The 16,298-nt window shown below is 58.4% G+C and carries 14 protein-coding genes and 3 pseudogenes; 10 read left to right on the top strand and 7 right to left on the bottom strand.

Annotation, left to right across the window (positions count from 1 at the left end; translation table 11 throughout):
• Positions 1 to 27 precede the first annotated feature (27 nt).
• Positions 28 to 834 carry an isocitrate lyase/PEP mutase family protein gene (locus AC4ANK_RS00160; protein ID WP_031597030.1) on the top strand — a complete coding sequence of 269 codons (807 nt, stop codon included), beginning with the start codon at positions 28 to 30 and terminating at the stop codon, positions 832 to 834.
• A 328-nt stretch (positions 835 to 1,162) separates the two neighbouring features.
• Here the strand turns inward: AC4ANK_RS00160 and AC4ANK_RS00155 are convergent.
• Positions 1,163 to 1,495, bottom strand: a pseudogene (locus AC4ANK_RS00155) (IS66 family transposase); the annotation flags it as partial.
• 100 nt (positions 1,496 to 1,595) lie between these two features.
• Between AC4ANK_RS00155 and AC4ANK_RS00150 the strand changes: the two are divergent.
• Positions 1,596 to 1,688, top strand: a pseudogene (locus AC4ANK_RS00150) (transposase domain-containing protein); the annotation flags it as partial.
• A gap of 504 nt (positions 1,689 to 2,192) precedes the next feature.
• Here AC4ANK_RS00150 and AC4ANK_RS00145 read toward each other — a convergent pair.
• The 4 genes from AC4ANK_RS00145 to AC4ANK_RS00130 are packed head-to-tail and all read right to left on the bottom strand — an operon-like array spanning position 2,193 to position 5,931.
• Entirely contained in the window at positions 2,193 to 2,495 is a 303-nt protein-coding gene (locus AC4ANK_RS00145) for a Dabb family protein (protein ID WP_031597034.1), read from the bottom strand.
• A 36-nt stretch (positions 2,496 to 2,531) separates the two neighbouring features.
• Positions 2,532 to 3,722 (bottom strand): multiple monosaccharide ABC transporter permease, encoded by a 1,191-nt coding sequence (gene mmsB, locus AC4ANK_RS00140; RefSeq protein WP_031597036.1) that lies wholly within the window; start codon positions 3,720 to 3,722, stop codon positions 2,532 to 2,534.
• A complete protein-coding gene (gene mmsA, locus AC4ANK_RS00135; protein WP_031597037.1) occupies positions 3,719 to 5,254 on the bottom strand; it encodes a multiple monosaccharide ABC transporter ATP-binding protein in 1,536 nt (511 codons plus the stop codon). The genes mmsB and mmsA overlap by 4 nt, the downstream gene beginning before the upstream one ends.
• Positions 5,255 to 5,307: 53 nt before the next feature.
• On the bottom strand, positions 5,308 to 5,931 hold the full coding sequence (locus AC4ANK_RS00130; protein WP_460383889.1) for a substrate-binding domain-containing protein: 624 nt from the start codon (positions 5,929 to 5,931) through the stop codon (positions 5,308 to 5,310).
• 69 nt (positions 5,932 to 6,000) lie between these two features.
• On the opposite strand from AC4ANK_RS00130, the gene AC4ANK_RS00125 reads away from it, so the two are divergent.
• From AC4ANK_RS00125 to AC4ANK_RS00100, 6 genes are all read left to right on the top strand, one after another.
• Entirely contained in the window at positions 6,001 to 6,282 is a 282-nt protein-coding gene (locus tag AC4ANK_RS00125) for a hypothetical protein (RefSeq protein WP_015062535.1), read from the top strand.
• Positions 6,263 to 7,492, top strand: a complete 1,230-nt coding sequence (locus AC4ANK_RS00120; RefSeq protein WP_460382827.1) for an IS91 family transposase — start codon at positions 6,263 to 6,265, stop codon at positions 7,490 to 7,492. Before AC4ANK_RS00125 ends, AC4ANK_RS00120 begins: the two co-directional genes overlap by 20 nt.
• A gap of 273 nt (positions 7,493 to 7,765) precedes the next feature.
• Entirely contained in the window at positions 7,766 to 8,047 is a 282-nt protein-coding gene (locus tag AC4ANK_RS00115; protein WP_460383887.1) for a hypothetical protein, read from the top strand.
• Entirely contained in the window at positions 8,028 to 9,257 is a 1,230-nt protein-coding gene (locus AC4ANK_RS00110) for an IS91 family transposase (protein WP_460383885.1), read from the top strand. Before AC4ANK_RS00115 ends, AC4ANK_RS00110 begins: the two co-directional genes overlap by 20 nt.
• Before the next feature lie 10 nt (positions 9,258 to 9,267).
• Positions 9,268 to 9,477, top strand: coding sequence for a hypothetical protein (locus AC4ANK_RS00105; RefSeq protein ID WP_460414681.1), 210 nt, complete (start codon positions 9,268 to 9,270; stop codon positions 9,475 to 9,477).
• A 316-nt stretch (positions 9,478 to 9,793) separates the two neighbouring features.
• Positions 9,794 to 11,023, top strand: coding sequence for an IS91 family transposase (locus AC4ANK_RS00100; RefSeq protein WP_440137792.1), 1,230 nt, complete (start codon positions 9,794 to 9,796; stop codon positions 11,021 to 11,023).
• A 709-nt stretch (positions 11,024 to 11,732) separates the two neighbouring features.
• Here AC4ANK_RS00100 and AC4ANK_RS00095 read toward each other — a convergent pair.
• Entirely contained in the window at positions 11,733 to 12,620 is an 888-nt protein-coding gene (locus AC4ANK_RS00095; protein WP_002551328.1) for a lysophospholipid acyltransferase, read from the bottom strand.
• A gap of 38 nt (positions 12,621 to 12,658) precedes the next feature.
• Positions 12,659 to 13,209: pseudogene (locus AC4ANK_RS00090) on the bottom strand (DNA-3-methyladenine glycosylase I).
• Positions 13,210 to 13,289: 80 nt separating this feature from the next.
• Here AC4ANK_RS00090 and glyQ point away from each other — a divergent pair.
• Both glyQ and glyS read left to right on the top strand, forming a co-directional pair.
• On the top strand, positions 13,290 to 14,237 hold the full coding sequence (gene glyQ / locus AC4ANK_RS00085) for a glycine--tRNA ligase subunit alpha (RefSeq protein ID WP_002551326.1): 948 nt from the start codon (positions 13,290 to 13,292) through the stop codon (positions 14,235 to 14,237).
• Positions 14,234 to 16,288 (top strand): glycine--tRNA ligase subunit beta, encoded by a 2,055-nt coding sequence (gene glyS, locus AC4ANK_RS00080; protein WP_002551325.1) that lies wholly within the window; start codon positions 14,234 to 14,236, stop codon positions 16,286 to 16,288. The genes glyQ and glyS overlap by 4 nt, the downstream gene beginning before the upstream one ends.
• Positions 16,289 to 16,298 lie beyond the last annotated feature (10 nt).

The raw sequence follows: 16,298 nt of genomic DNA, 5'->3' as shown, positions 1-16,298 counted from the left end.
GATGGCAACTTTCAGACAGGAAGTGCTATGAAACCACTGGACAATGTTTTTCATGAGTTGCACAAGAATGGCCTTTTGATCCTGGCCAATGTCAGCGATGCAGGCGGCGCAAGAGTCGTAGAGTCATTGGGTGCCACCGCGATCGCCACCAGCAGTGCGGGCATGGCATGGGCGCATGGTTACGCCGATGGCAACCAGCTCCCCCTTACGCGGCTGGCGGCCAGCGTTGAATCCATGACGCGAATACTGCACGTCCCCCTGACCGTAGACATTGAGGCCGGTTACTCCGACGACCTCCAGCACGTTGTCAGGGTTGTCGAAGCAGTTGTCACTTCAGGTGCGGTGGGTATCAACATCGAAGACGGTACCGCACCACCGGAGGTACTTGTGCGCAAAATCGAAGTTGCCCGAGAAGTCGCCAACAAACACGGCGTTAACCTATTCATCAATGCACGCAGTGACGTCTACCTGAAAAGCCTGGTGCCCGCCTCCCAGCGTCTCGATGAAATCATCCGGCGTGCAGCGCTTTATGCACAAGCAGGAGCCAACGGCCTTTTCGCCGCAGGTATGGTCACGCCCGCCGAGATTTCCACACTGTGCAACGCCTCCACACTACCGGTGAACCTGCTTGCCCGCGACGGGCTGTCGGCACCCGAAGAATTGCAGCGCCTAGGCGTTAGACGCTTGAGCGCCGGTTCAAGTATTGCGGAGTTCCTGTACGGCGCGATGGAAGGGCTGGCCCGCTCTTTCATCGAGCGCGGACAGCTGGATACGCAGGCGCTCACGGGTTTTACGTATGGGAAGTTGAATGGGTTAATGGGGGAGCGTGGATAAAGCGACAGGCCCTTGGGCAGATTGAGCGAAAAGTGCTCAGGAGCATGGGGCCATGACGTCTTCCGCGACATCCCTACTTAGGTAACGCGGCGCGGTGATAGGCCATTTAATGAACATCACCGCGGATGCAGAACACTCCGGACCGGTGCTTTTCAGGGACCTAAGCCAGCGATGTTCGTGGCTTAAGGGAAACACGTGGGGAAAAGCGGCGGCGTGCGAAAGTTTTAATTCACAAAAACACTGATTTTAGAGAATTAAAACTGTCTCAGCCAGTAACGACGCGGCTTTCACGTAGTTTTGTCAGCACCGGTGGCTAGTTAGTCGCCGCCAGATCGCGCTGGGCGCTCATCCAGGCTTGCAGCATGTCCATGATCGAGACGGCTTTTTCTTGCCGTATTCGGCGCCGTAAATCCAGTTCCAGGTCGCGGACTTCGCTCTCGATTTCGTACAACAACTGGATGTAACGCAGTGCTTGCTCAGCAAGCTTGCTTTTATTCGTAGCGTGTAGTTCGAAGAACTTGCGCCGCGTATGAGCCACGCAGCCAATCTCGGTCACGCCTAGTTCGAAGCTGGCTTTGTAATCGCCAAAATCATCGCAGACCAGCTTGCCCGGCCAGTCATTCAGGAAGTTGCGAGCGTGCTCTCCGGCGCGGCTAGGGGTGTCTTTGCAGAAGCTTGAGCCGTGTGCTGGAAAACTCCCATGCAAGGTTCTTAGGGGTTGGACACGGGCAACTGCGTCTGACTACCCTACAACCAGATGCGGCCATGACCCGTATGCGTATATGAAAGATGTTCTCACGCGCCTGCCGACGCATCGGGCGAGTGAGATTGGTCAATTACTGCCGCATAACTGAAAACCGGTTTAATTACGCGAGAAGGGATGCCCGGACGGATACCTTTGACGGGCTTTTTCCAAGGAAGGCTGATGCGGTTGCATTCGGTGAGGCCAAGCGTGCAGCGCTTGCCGGAAACCTGAAGAGACGTCAGGAAGGACTGCTAAGGCAACTACTGGAGTTGCAGAAATACGAATGAGATTTACTTGGATAAAGCGTCTACAAGAGTAGGTAGCGGGTCTCTCCAGAATCGGAGGTGCATTTATGCCGACCCGTTGCCCGTGGACTCGCCAGCTATTCGTGGCACACGCAACCAGGCGGTAGCGGCACGAACAACACATGCCTTGAGCAACAGTCACCCATTCACTGTGCCTAGAAAGCTCTTGGGATATATTACCGGCTAACACGTGCGCTACGCACCCGCATATCCTCGATGCCCGGTTCGCCGCGGCAGTCAAAGGCATTCCAAATGCGTTCCGGCCCAATGGCGTAGACCTCACCGCTCAGTAAGGTCGCTCAACTGCCTCATGGCACCACATAATCCACTTGGTGACGCGCCACCCGCAGCGCTCCCAGCTCTTGCTTCACCCGCAAGTGCTCCGGGTGTACAGCGTAATTGGCCAATGCCTGTTCGGACTCGAACTCGGTGTAGAGCACGACATCACAGGCGTAATCAATACGGCTAATGTCCACCCCCACCTCGATTTTAATCAGGCCTGGAATCCGGCCTGCGAGGCCCTCGAAACAAGCTTTGAGAAACATGCAGGCCTTAAGATTTGCTTGCGGGGTTTCTCCCGCCAGATTCCACATTACGATGTGCTTGATCATTGAGGCCCCCTTGCGGTGCTGTCCAGGCTTGGCATATCAACCCTTGTTTTTTTGATAGACGTCGACGAAAACCGCTGCGAGCAACACGGCGCCCTTAATCATTTGCTGGTAGTCGATGCCGATGCCCATGATCGACATACCGTTGTTGAGCACGCCCATGATAAAGGCGCCGATCACTACGCCGACCACCTTGCCTACACCGCCCGACGCCGATGCACCGCCGATGAACACGGCAGCGATTACGTCCAGTTCAAAACCGGTGCCCCCCCGGGGGGTCGCGCTGTTGAGGCGGGCGACGAAGATCAGTCCGGCCACGGCAGCCAGCACGCCCATGTTGACGAAGGCAAAGAAGGTCACCTGCGAGGCATTGATGCCCGAGAGTTTGGAGGCCTTCAGGTTGCCGCCCACCGCGTAGACCCAGCGCCCGATGACAGTACGGTTCATTACAAAGGTGTAGACGCCAATCAGCACGCTCATGATCACCATAACCGTCGGAATGCCGCGGTAGGTCGACAGTAGGTAGCAGAAGTACAGAATGAGAGCAGTCACTACACCATTCTTGAGCACAAACACAGCCAACGGCGCGACCACGCTACCGCTACGTACCGTGCGTCGGCGGCTACGGTATTCAACGACGCAGAACAGTGCGGCCACCGCCGCGCCCAGCAGCAGCGATGTCAGGCGCAAACTGTCATTGGCGAATAGCTCTGGAATAAAGCCCGAGCTCAGCGCGGTAAAGCTCGGTGGAAACGGCCCAATGGATTGCCCTTGAGAAATAGCGATGGTGGCTCCACGGAAAATTAGCATTCCGGCCAACGTCACGATAAAAGACGGCATACGCCAAACGGCCACCCAGTAGCCTTGGGCAGCCCCGATCAGGCCACCGGCAATCAGACAGATGACGGTCACGCTGAAGAAATCCATGTTGTACTGCACCATCAGTACCGCAGCAATGGAGCCGATCACGCCCACCACCGAGCCGACCGATAGGTCGATGTGTCCGCACACAATCACCATCAGCATGCCGAGCGCCATAACCACGATGTAGCTGTTTTGCAACAGTAGGTTGGTCAGGTTTAACGGCTGCATCAAGGCGCCGTCGGTAGCCACCTGGAAGAAGATCATGATGACGATCAAAGACGCCAGCAGTCCGTACTCACGGGCGCCGCGTTTGAAAGAGGCCATCGCCGCAGGTTGGGATGAGTGAGGCAAACTGACTTCGCTCACTGGATCACCTCGTTTTTCATGATTGCTTGCATTATTTTTTCCTGGGACGCCTCGGCAATCGTAAACTCGCCCACGAAACGGCCTTCATTCAACACATAGATGCGGTCGCAGGTGCCGAGCAGTTCTGCCATTTCTGAAGAAATCATGACAACGCACCTGCCCTCGCTGACCACTTGATTGACCACGGCATAGATTTCATATTTGGCGCCTACATCTATACCCCGGGTGGGCTCATCGAGAATCAGCACTTTGGGGTCGGAGAACAACCATTTGCCTAAGACGACCTTCTGTTGGTTCCCGCCCGAGAGCGTCTCCACGGATTGTTCAACGTTGGGACTGCGAATGTGCAGGCGCGAACGAAAGTCCTGGGCCACGGCGGTTTCGGCCAGACCATTCATCACCCAACGTTTGGAGACAGCCGCCAAGTTCGCCATGCTGGTATTGCGGGTAATGCTGTCACCCAACACCAAGCCGGCGTCCTTGCGGTCTTCGGTGGCGTAGGCCAGCCCAAGGTCAATGGCCTTGCGCACGGTGCGCACATCGACTTCCCTGCCTTCCAAACGCGCCGTGCCGCGAAAGTGAGTACCGTAGGAGCGGCCGAACACGCTCATGGCCAGTTCGGTACGGCCGGCCCCCATGAGCCCGGCAATGCCGACGACCTCGCCACGCCGTACATGGAAACGAACATCGCGGATACGATCACGGCCGGGCTGGTCGGGGTCCCCGACCGACCAGCCTTCGACCTCGAACAACACCTCGCCGATATTTGGCACTCGTGTGGGATAGCGGTCCGACAACTCCCGCCCGACCATGGAGCGGATCACCCGTGTTTCGTCGATGGGTTCGGCACGGCAGTCGATGACATCCACCGTCCTGCCGTCGCGAATCACCGTGATTTCGTCCGCTACCCGTCCGATCTCGTTGAGTTTGTGCGAAATAATGATGGAGGTGATGCCGCGTCCCTTGAGCTCCAGCATCAGTGCCAGCAGGGTGTCGCTGTCCTGTTCATTCAGGCTGGCTGTGGGCTCGTCAAGAATCAGCAGGCGCACATCTTTGGCCAGCGCCTTGGCGATCTCGACCATTTGTTGCTGGCCGATACTCAGGCTAGCCACAAGCGTCTGGGACGGCACTTTCAGCCCCACGCGGCTGAGCAGTTCGCGGGCGCGCCGATGCGCCCTGTCCCAGTCGATCACGCCGCGGGTGGCTATCTCGTTGCCCAGAAAAAGGTTTTCGGTCACCGACAACATTGGCACCAGGGCCAGCTCTTGGTGAATGATGCAAATGCCCAGGGCCTCGCTGTCGCGCAGATTGTAGAAGGTGCGCGCCTGACCGTCGAAGAGCACCTCACCCTCGAAGCTGCCGTGCGGATACACGCCGCTGAGAATTTTCATCAAGGTTGACTTGCCTGCGCCGTTTTCGCCACAGATGGCATGGATGTCGCCTTCATCCACCTTGAGGCTCACGCAGGTCAGCGCTTTGACCTCACCGAAACTCTTCTGGATGTTGCGCATGTCGAGAATTGTTTTAGTCATGATCGTTCTCCCGCCCGACCACGGTCGTCAGCGACCGTGCTCTGTACACTTAACTAGCGCAACTGTTCCAGGGTGTAGAAGTGAGCGTCGTCGACAAGAATTTTTTGCCAGTTGCTGCGATCCACCAGCTGAGGGGTGAGCAATTGGGTGGGCACGATCATTGAGCCGTTGTTGTAGGACTTGGAGTCATTGACCGTTACTGCCTTGCCCGTTAGCTCGGCGTCGACCATCTGTGCCGCCGTACCCGCCAGCGCACGGGTGTCTTTGAAGATAGTCGAGGACTGATTGCCCGCGATGATCGACTTGACGCTGGACACTTCAGCGTCCTGGCCTGTCACAATCGGCATGGCCGAGGTGCCGCTGCCATAGCCCACACTGAGCAGCGAGGAAACCACGCCATTGGCGATCTGGTCATTCATCGCCAGCACCGCATCCAGGTGCGCGTTGCCATAGAAGGCGCTCAACAGGTTGTCCATTCGCGACTGAGCCAAGGCACCATCCCAGTTGGGTGTGGCGGTCTTGTCCATGTCAATCTGACCACTGCGAACCACCAGTTTGCCACTGTCGATAAAGGGCTTGAGCTGCGACATCACCCCGGCGTACACCACGTGCGCGTTATTGTCGTCGGTGGAGCCCGCGAAAATTTCCAGATTGAACTGGGCAGCCTGCGGCTGCAAATTGTGGGATTTTGAAATCGGTTATCATAGCCAAAATTGAGTCGATCCCTCCTCAGCACAGGCTTACACATGGCGTCAGAGACAAAAAAACGTAAACGGGCAAGCCGGGCAAAAGCCAAGGCAAAGCAGACCCGTCTCCAACGCGCCGGGCATACCACCTTCGTTCCCGATACCGAATTTTTCTTCGATGTCGATCCTTTGGGTGATGTCGATCTTTGTAGTTGCTGCCAGACAGCGTATCTGAACGACAGGTTTCCCGACGCTTCTTGCGTAAGCGTTTCGATGAGAGAAGGGCCAGGCGGATTCGCCATCACCGCCGTCATTCACCACGATGAGGAGCCATCCTGCTGACGTGGCCTCTGCACCGCCTGCTTACAAACCTCGACCGCTCAAAAACCTCTTCACGGCCAACGGCTGCTGGGCAGATTTGCTGGAAGCCGGCGGTCTGCGCCAAATCGAAGTGGAGTCGATCAGCAAAATGCTCGCCTGCGGCACCTCGATACTGGGCGTCAAACACTACACCTGTGGCAATGAGCATTGCCCACACGTCAAATACCTGTGCAACACCTGCCATTGCCGGGCCTGTCCTTCCTGCGGCAAAAAGGCCACCGACCAGTGGATCGCCGTGCAAAACAACCGTCTGCCCGACTGCCCCTGGCAGCATCTGGTGTTCACGCTGCCCGACACGCTGTGGTCCCTGTTCTTCTACAACCGCTGGCTGCTCGATGCGCTGTTTCGTCTGGCGGCCGATAACCTGATCTACACCGCCAAGCGGCGCGGTTTGCGCGTCGGGATTTTCGGTGCGCTGCACACCTATGGCCGGCGGCTCAACTGGCATCCCCACGTCCACCTGTCGGTGACCGCGGGCGGCCTGGATGAGCAGGGCGTCTGGAAAAATCTGTCGTTCCACAAAGAGGCCCTGCGGCGGCGCTGGATGTGGCTGGTGCGCGATTACCTGCTGGGACAGCCGCTTTCGCAACTGACGATGCCGCCGCAGCTGGCCCACATCCACTGTGAAAGCGACTGGCGCCGTTTGATACTGACCGCTGGTGGCCAGCACTGGCACATCCACTTGTCGAAGAAGACGGAAAACGGCCGAAAGACCGTCAATTACCTGGGCCGCTACCTGAAAAAACCGCCGATCTCGGGCAGTCGTCTGGCGCATTACACCTGCGGGGCCACGTTGAGCTTTACCTACCTGGATCACCGCACGCAGACCTATCAGCAGGAAACGCTGAGCCAGGCCGACATGCTGCGCCGGGTGGTGCAGCACATCCCGGAAAAGCATTTCCGGATGATCCGGTATTTTGGTTTTCTGGCCAATCGGGTGTGTGGGAAATACCTGCCGAAGGTGTATGAAGCACTGAAGATGGCGACGCCAGGACCGGTACCAAAGCTGTATTTTGCGCCGATGGCCAAAGCCTTTCTAAACGTCGATCCGTTCCGCTGCGTGCTGTGTGGCGCGCGGATGGTCTACACGGCGGCAATCAGCGGGCTGACGGTGCAGGGACTGGTCCTCAACGCTCAGGCGATCGCGCAGATGAGGTACGTGAAGCCCTGACAGGGGGAAGGTGCGTCCGCACCTAGGCTCAGCGGTAAAATAAACTGTGTTAATGCGGATTTATAGGGATTTTCACTGCATAAGTAACGCATCAGCGTCTTCCTACGCATCGCTATGAAGGCATGACGCCTCCTTCACAGCGTCAGGTTCATGCATAGGCATTTTGAAATTCCTATGCATGAACAGGGCAGCCTGCGGCTGCAAATTGTGAGATTTTGAAATCGGTTATCATAGCCGAAATTGAGTCGATCCCTCCTCAGCACAGGCTTACACATGGCGTCAGAGACCAAAAAACGTAAACGGGCGAGCCGGGCAAAAGCCAAGGCAAAGCAGACCCGTCTCCAACGCGCCGGGCATACCACCTTCGTGCCCGATACCGACTTTTCCTTCGATATCAATCCTTTCGGTGATGTCGATCTTTGTAGTGGCTGCCAGACAGCGTATCTGAACGACAGGTTTCCCGACGCTTCTTGCGTAAACGTTTCGATGAGAGAAGGGCCAGGCGGATTGGCCATCACCGCCGTCATTCACCACGATGAGGAGCCGCCCTGCTGACGTGGCCTCTGCACCGCCTGCTTACAAACCTCGACCGCTCAAAAACCTCTTCACGGCCAACGGCTGCTGGGCAGATTTGCTGGAAGCCGACGGTCTGCGCCAAATCGAAGTGGAGTCGATCAGCAAAATGCTCGCCTGCGGCACCTCGATACTGGGCGTCAAACACTACACCTGTGCCAATGAGCATTGCCCGCACGTCAAATACCTGTGCAACACCTGCCATTGCCGGGCCTGTCCTTCCTGCGGCAAAAAGGCCACCGACCAGTGGATCGCCGTGCAAAACAACCGTCTGCCCGACTGCCCCTGGCAGCATCTGGTGTTCACGCTGCCCGACACGCTGTGGTCCCTGTTCTTCTACAACCGCTGGCTGCTCGATGCGCTGTTTCGTCTGGCGGCCGATAACCTGATCTACACCGCCAAGCGGCGCGGTTTGCGCGTCGGGATTTTCGGTGCGCTGCACACCTATGGCCGGCGGCTCAACTGGCATCCCCACGTCCACCTGTCGGTGACCGCGGGCGGCCTGGATGAGCAGGGCGTCTGGAAAAATCTGTCGTTCCACAAAGAGGCCCTGCGGCGGCGCTGGATGTGGCTGGTGCGCGATTACCTGCTGGGACAGCCGCTTTCGCAATTGACGATGCCGCCGCAGCTGGCCCACATCCACTGTGAAAGCGACTGGCGCCGTCTGATACTGACCGCTGGTGGCCAGCACTGGCACATCCACTTGTCGAAGAAGACGAAAAACGGCCGAAAGACCGTCAATTACCTGGGCCGCTACCTGAAAAAACCGCCCATCTCGGGCAGCCGATTGGCCCATTACACCAACAGCGCGACCTTGAGTTTTACCTACCTGGATCACCGCACCAAGACCTATCAGCAGGAAACGCTGAGCCAGACCGACATGCTGCGCCGGGTGGTGCAGCACATCCCGGAGAAGCACTTTCGGATGATCCGGTATTTTGGATTTCTGGCCAACCGCGTCTGTGGCCGACAGCTACCCCGGGTGTATGAGGCGCTACGCATGGAAAGGCGTGGCAAAGCGCCAAAACTGTATTTTGCGCAGATGAGTAAAGCGTTCTTGCATCGGGATCCGTTCAGCTGCGTGCTGTGCGGAGCGCGGATGGTGTACACCGCAGCCATCGCCGGCCTGACCGTGCAGGGCCTGGTCAACAATGCCCACAGCATCGCGCAATTGAGGTACGTGCCGGCCTGATACGGGAGAGGTGCGTCCAAAATCTGGAAAAGGTAAAGAAAAGTCGCTTTCAATCCATTTTTCGGCGTGGGTGATGGGTAAAAAAAGCTTTTTGCCGCCATCGACGCCACGTTGGCATCACGCCGAGGGGACCTTTTTTGGCGGATTACCTTGTATAGGAATTATTGAAATTCCTATACATGAACTGGGCAGCCTGCGGCTGCAAATTGTGGGATTTTGAAATCGGTTATCATAGCCGAAATCGAGTCGATCCCTCCTCAGCACAGGCTTACACATGGCGTCAGAGACCAAAAAACGTAAACGGGCGAGCCGGGCAAAAGCCAAGGCAAAGCAGACCCGTCTCCAACGCGCCGGGCATACTACCTTCGTGCCCGATACCGACTTTTCCTTCGATATCGATCCTTTCGGTGATGTCGATCTTTGTAGTTGCTGCCAGACAACGTATCTGAACGACAGGTTTCCCGACGCTTCTTGCGTAAGCGTTTAGATGAGAGAAGGGCCAGGCGGATTCGCCATCACCGCCGTCATTCACCACGATGAGGAGCCGCCCTGCTGACGTGGCCTCTGCACCGCCTGCTTACAAACCTCGACCGCTCAAAAACCTCTTCACGGCCAACGGCTGCTGGGCAGATTTGCTGGAAGCCGGCGGTCTGCGCCAAATCGAAGTGGAGTCGATCAGCAAAATGCTCGCCTGCGGCACCTCGATACTGGGCGTCAAACACTACACCTGTGCCAATGAGCATTGCCCGCACGTCAAATACCTGTGCAACACCTGCCATTGCCGGGCCTGTCCTTCCTGCGGCAAAAAGGCCACCGACCAGTGGATCGCCGTGCAAAACAACCGTCTGCCCGACTGCCCCTGGCAGCATCTGGTGTTCACGCTGCCCGACACGCTGTGGTCCCTGTTCTTCTACAACCGCTGGCTGCTCGATGCGCTGTTTCGTCTGGCGGCCGATAACCTGATCTACACCGCCAAGCGGCGCGGTTTGCGCGTCGGGATTTTCGGTGCGCTGCACACCTATGGCCGGCGGCTCAACTGGCATCCCCACGTCCACCTGTCGGTGACCGCGGGCGGCCTGGATGAGCAGGGCGTCTGGAAAAATCTGTCGTTCCACAAAGAGGCCCTGCGGCGGCGCTGGATGTGGCTGGTGCGCGATTACCTGCTGGGACAGCCGCTTTCGCAATTGACGATGCCGCCGCAGCTGGCCCACATCCACTGTGAAAGCGACTGGCGCCGTTTGATACTGACCGCTGGTGGCCAGCACTGGCACATCCACTTGTCGAAGAAGACGGAAAACGGCCGAAAGACCGTCAATTACCTGGGCCGCTACCTGAAAAAACCGCCGATCTCGGGCAGTCGTCTGGCGCATTACACCTGCGGGGCCACGTTGAGCTTTACCTACCTGGATCACCGCACGCAGACCTATCAGCAGGAAACGCTGAGCCAGGCCGACATGCTGCGCCGGGTGGTGCAGCACATCCCGGAAAAGCATTTCCGGATGATCCGGTATTTTGGTTTTCTGGCCAATCGGGTGTGTGGGAAATACCTGCCGAAGGTCTATGAAGCATTGAAGATGGCGACGCCAGGACCGACACCGAAGCTGTATTTTGTGCAGATGGCCAAAGCCTTTCTAAACGTCGATCCGTTCCGCTGCGTGCTGTGTGGCGCGCGGATGGTCTACACGGCGGCAATCAGCGGGCTGACGGTGCAGGGACTGGTCCTCAACGCTCAGGCAATCGCGCAGATGAGGTACGTGAAGCCCTGACAGGGGGAAGGTGCGTCCGCACCTAGGCTCAGCGGTAAAATAACCTGCACAAATTCGGATTGATAGGGATTTTCACTGCATAAGTAACGCATCAGCGTCTTCCTACGCATCGCTATGAAGGCATGACGCCTCCTTCACAGCGTCAGGTTCATGCATAGGCATTTTGAAATTCCTATGCATGAACCTGGTGCGGATGAGTTCGGAGGGGACGCAAGTGGCACTGGAACGGCGCGGGTTGATTGCTGCGGCCAGTTGAGGGAAACACTATCGTGCGGCGCTCCGCGTCGCATGCAGTTCTGGACGCTCCGCGTCCGATCTTGAATGCGCGGCGCGGCGCAGATCTGTGACGCGCCGCGTCACGCACGGCATTCCCACGCTGGAGCGTGCGGAACGATAACCTGACTATCGTGCGGCGCTCCGCGTCGCATGCAGTTCTGGACGCTCCGCGTCAGATCTTGAATGCGCGGCGCGGCGCAAATCTGTGACGCGGAGCGTCACGCACGGCATTCCCACGCTGGAGCGTGCGGAACGATAACCTGACTATCGTGCGGCGCTCCGCGTCGCATGCAGTTCTGGACGCTCTGCGTCCGATCTTGAATGCGCGGCGCGGCGCAGATCTGTGACGCGGAGCGTCACGCACGGCATTCCCACTCTGGAGCGTGCGGAACGATAACCTGACTATCGTGCGGCGCTCCGCGTCCGATCTTTCCTAGTACCAGCGCGCTTCGCCTGCCGGGCGTTTCTTGAAGCGTTTCATGGTCCACATGTACTGGCTCGGGTAGGCCCGCACGTATTTCTCGACCACTTTGCTCATCGCCGCTGCCGAGGTTTCGGTGTCGGTGCTGTACATGGCTTCAGGGGCCGCTTCGAGTACCACTTTGTAACCCGAGCCGTCCGGCAGGCGCATGGCGTGCAGGAATACACCGACCGCCTTGCCGCCTGCCAGCATGTTCGGTACGAACTTGCTGGTCAGCGCCTGGGTGCCGCAGAAGGGCACGAAGATGCCCGCTGATTCGGCCGGCTCCGGATCGGCCGGAATACCCACCGAGCCGCCTTTGCGCACTTCCTTGATTACACTGAGAATGCCTTCCTTGGTCGACGCCGCAACCCGGTTGCCCAACTGCACACGCTGCTTGCGCAAAAGGTCGTCGACCGCCTTCAGCTTCGGTGGACGATAGAAAATGATCGGCTTGCACTGGCTGCAATAGAAGTGATTGAGCACTTCCCAGTTGCCCAGGTGACTGGTGATGCCGACTACGCCCTTGCCGGACGCCAGCGCATCCTTGAGCACATCGAGCCCTTCGACTTCACGCACCAGGTCGATCGATTTCTGTGCTGGCCAGATCCACGCACAGGCGCTTTCGGTCAGGGTCTTGCCGATGTCCATCAGGCTGCGGCCAACGAGCTTTTCCAGCTCCGGCTCGCTCAACTCGGGGAAACACTTGGACAGGTTGATCCGTGCCACTTCCCGCGAACGGTTGGGCAGCTTCCACATCAGCCAGCCAATCGCGGTACCTGCCCATTGCACCGCGCGCCACGGCAACAGCGCAAACAATCGCAACGCCCCGACCATTACGGCGCCTTTGAACTTATCCACAGATGACTCCCAGATTCTCGAGGCGGGTAGTGTAACCGTCAGCGGCTCAGGATCGCATACCGATCACAATCTACAGTGTGATCCATGACCATACCGCTGGCCTGCATATACGCATAACAGATGGTCGGGCCGACAAAGGTGAAACCGGCCTTTTTAAGTTCCTTGCTCATTGCTTCGGCCTCGGCGGTAATCGCCGGGACTTCGCTGCGATCCTTGAAGTGATTGATCTTCGGTGTACCGCCGACAAACGACCAGAGCAGCGCGACCGGGTCTTCCAGCGCCAGCCAGGCCCGCGCATTGGTGCGCACGGCCTTGAGCTTGAGGCGGTTGCGGATGATGCTCGGACGAGCATCAGCGTCTCTATTTCGGCATCGCTCAACTGCGCCAGGCGCTCGACGTCAAAGCCGTGCAGCACTTCGCGATAACGCGCCCGCCGCTTGAGAATCGTGATCCACGACAGCCCGGCCTGGAACCCTTCGAGCAAAAGCAACTCGAAGAGCTTCTGCGCATCGCGCAGCGGCACTCCCCACTCCTGATCGTGATAAGCGATGTACAGGGGGTCTTCGTTGCACCAAAAGCAGCGTGTCATAGGGCTCCCAAGGAGTGGACGTGCGGCCGAATCGGGTATACTCCCGCTCTTTGAATCGCAGCCCAGCACAGGTGAAATTTGTGAGCCAGCCTACGCCAGCCGTGCGTACCTTCCAAGACTTGATCCTCGCCCTCCAGCAATACTGGGCAGAACAAGGTTGCGTGGTACTTCAGCCCTACGATATGGAAGTAGGCGCCGGCACGTTCCACACTGCCACGTTTCTGCGCGCCGTAGGCCCGGAAACCTGGAACGCCGCTTACGTACAGCCAAGCCGTCGCCCGACTGACGGCCGCTACGGCGAAAACCCGAACCGCCTGCAGCATTACTATCAGTTCCAGGTGATTCTCAAGCCCAACCCGGACAACTTCCAGGAACTGTACCTGGGTTCGCTCAAGCACATCGGCCTCGATCCGCTGGTGCACGACGTACGTTTCGTCGAAGACAACTGGGAATCGCCGACGCTGGGCGCCTGGGGTCTGGGCTGGGAGATCTGGCTCAACGGTATGGAAGTCTCGCAGTTCACCTACTTCCAACAGGTCGGCGGCCTGGAGTGCTACCCGGTTACCGGCGAAATCACTTACGGCCTTGAGCGTCTGGCCATGTACCAGCAAGGCGTGGACTCAGTCTACGATCTGGTCTGGGCTGACGGCCCGTTCGGCAAAGTGACTTACGGCGACGTGTTCCATCAAAACGAGGTGGAACAGTCGACCTACAACTTCGAACACGCCAACGTCGACAAACTGTTCGAACTGTTCGATTTCTACGAGAGCGAAGCCGCACGTCTGATCGAGCTGGAGCTGCCGTTGCCGGGCTATGAAATGGTCCTCAAGGCCTCGCACACCTTCAACCTGCTGGATGCCCGCCGCGCGATTTCCGTGACCGCGCGTCAGCAATACATCCTGCGCGTACGCACGCTGGCCCGCTCGGTGGCTCAGGCCTACCTGCAGGCCCGCGCCCGTCTCGGTTTCCCGATGGCGCCGCCCGATCTACGCGATGAAGTGTTGGCCAAGCTGGAGGCAGCGCAATGAGTGCTCAAGATTTTCTGGTTGAACTGGGCACTGAAGAACTGCCACCCAAGACCCTCGTTTCCCTGGCAGATGCATTTCTGGCCGGTATTGAAAAAGGCCTGTCGGGCGCAGGTCTGACCTACAGCGCCAAACAGGTCTACGCCGCACCGCGTCGCCTGGCCGTGCTGATCACCGCGCTGGCCACGCAACAACCGGATCGCAGCGTCAACCTCGACGGCCCGCCGCGTCAGGCAGCGTTCGATGCGGACGGCAACCCGACGCAGGCAGCACTGGGCTTTGCCAAGAAGTGCGGCGTCGATCTGAGCGAAATCGATCAGAGCGGCCCGAAACTGCGCTACAGCCAGACCATCCTCGGCAAGCCGACCACGTCGCTGCTGCCGACTATCGTCGAAGACTCGCTGAACGACCTGCCGATTGCCAAGCGCATGCGCTGGGGTGCCCGCAAGGAAGAGTTCGTGCGTCCGACCCAGTGGCTGGTGATGCTGTTCGGTGATCAGGTGGTTGACTGCACGATCCTCGCCCAGAGCGCGGGTCGTCATTCTCGTGGTCATCGCTTCCATCACCCGCAAGACGTGCGTATTTCTTCGCCTGCCGGTTACCTCAGCGACCTGCGCGCCGCGCATGTACTGGCCGACTTCAACGAACGTCGCCAGATCATCAGCAAGCGCGTCGACGAGCTGGCCACCCAACAGGAAGGTACTGCCATCGTACCGCCAAGCCTGCTTGATGAAGTAGCCGGGCTGGTCGAGTGGCCGGTTCCGCTGGTGTGCTCTTTTGAAGAACGTTTCCTGGAAGTACCTCAGGAAGCGCTGATTACTACCATGCAGGACAACCAGAAATACTTCTGCCTGCTGGATGCCGAAGGCAAGTTGCTGCCGCGCTTTATCACCGTGGCCAACATCGAGAGCAAAGACCCGGCGCAAATCGTTGCCGGTAACGAGAAGGTGGTTCGTCCACGCCTGACTGATGCCGAGTTCTTCTTCAAGCAGGACAAAAAGCAGAAGTTGGAAACCTTCAACGATCGTCTGAAAAACGTCGTGTTCCAGGCACAATTGGGTAGCGTGTTCGACAAAGCCGAGCGCGTCTCGAAACTGGCTGCCTACATCGCCCCGCGCATCGGCGGCGACGCCCAGCGTGCGGCACGGGCTGGCCTGCTGTCCAAGTGCGACCTGTCGAGCGAGATGGTCGGCGAGTTCCCGGAAATGCAGGGCATTGCCGGTTACTACTACGCCAAGGCTGACGGCGAACCTGAAGATGTTGCGCTGGCGCTCAACGAGCAGTACATGCCACGTGGCGCGGGCGCCGAACTGCCGACAACGCTGACTGGCGCTGCGGTGGCCATCGCCGACAAACTCGACACGCTGGTCGGTATCTTCGGTATCGGCATGCTGCCCACCGGCAGCAAAGACCCCTATGCGCTGCGTCGTGCTGCGTTGGGTATCCTGCGTATTCTGATCGAGAAGAAGCTCGACCTGAACCTGGTCGAAACGGTGAAATTCGCAGTCACGCAGTTTGGCGCGAAGATCAAGCCTGCCGGTCTGGCGGAGCAGGTACTCGACTTCATCTTCGACCGTCTGCGTGCGCGTTATGAAGACGAAGGCGTCGATGTGGCTGTGTACCTCTCGGTACGTGCGCTGCAACCTGCTTCGGCGCTGGATTTCGATCAGCGTGTTCAGGCGGTCCAGGCTTTCCGCAAACTGCCACAGGCCGCTGCACTGGCCGCGGTGAACAAGCGCGTATCGAACCTGTTGAGCAAGGCCGAGGGCAGTATTGCCCAGACCGTCGAGCCCAAGTATTTCGACAACGCCAACGAGTTTTCGCTGTACTCGGCTATTCAGCAGGCTGACCACGCGGTCCAGCCGATGGCTGCCGAGCGTCAATACAGCGAATCGCTGGCGCGTCTGGCGATGCTGCGTGAGCCGGTCGATGCATTCTTCGAAGCGGTAATGGTCAACGCGGAAGACGCCAATGTGCGCGCCAACCGTTATGCCTTGTTGTCGCGTTTGCGCGGCCTGTTCCTTGGCGTTGCCGATATCTCGCTGCTGGGCTGAGAAGGAGTCG

It is taken from the genome of Pseudomonas sp. Pmew2, from assembly GCF_058129885.1.
Note: the sequence above shows the minus strand (reverse complement) of the source record. Positions and strands in the feature narration are given on the sequence as shown.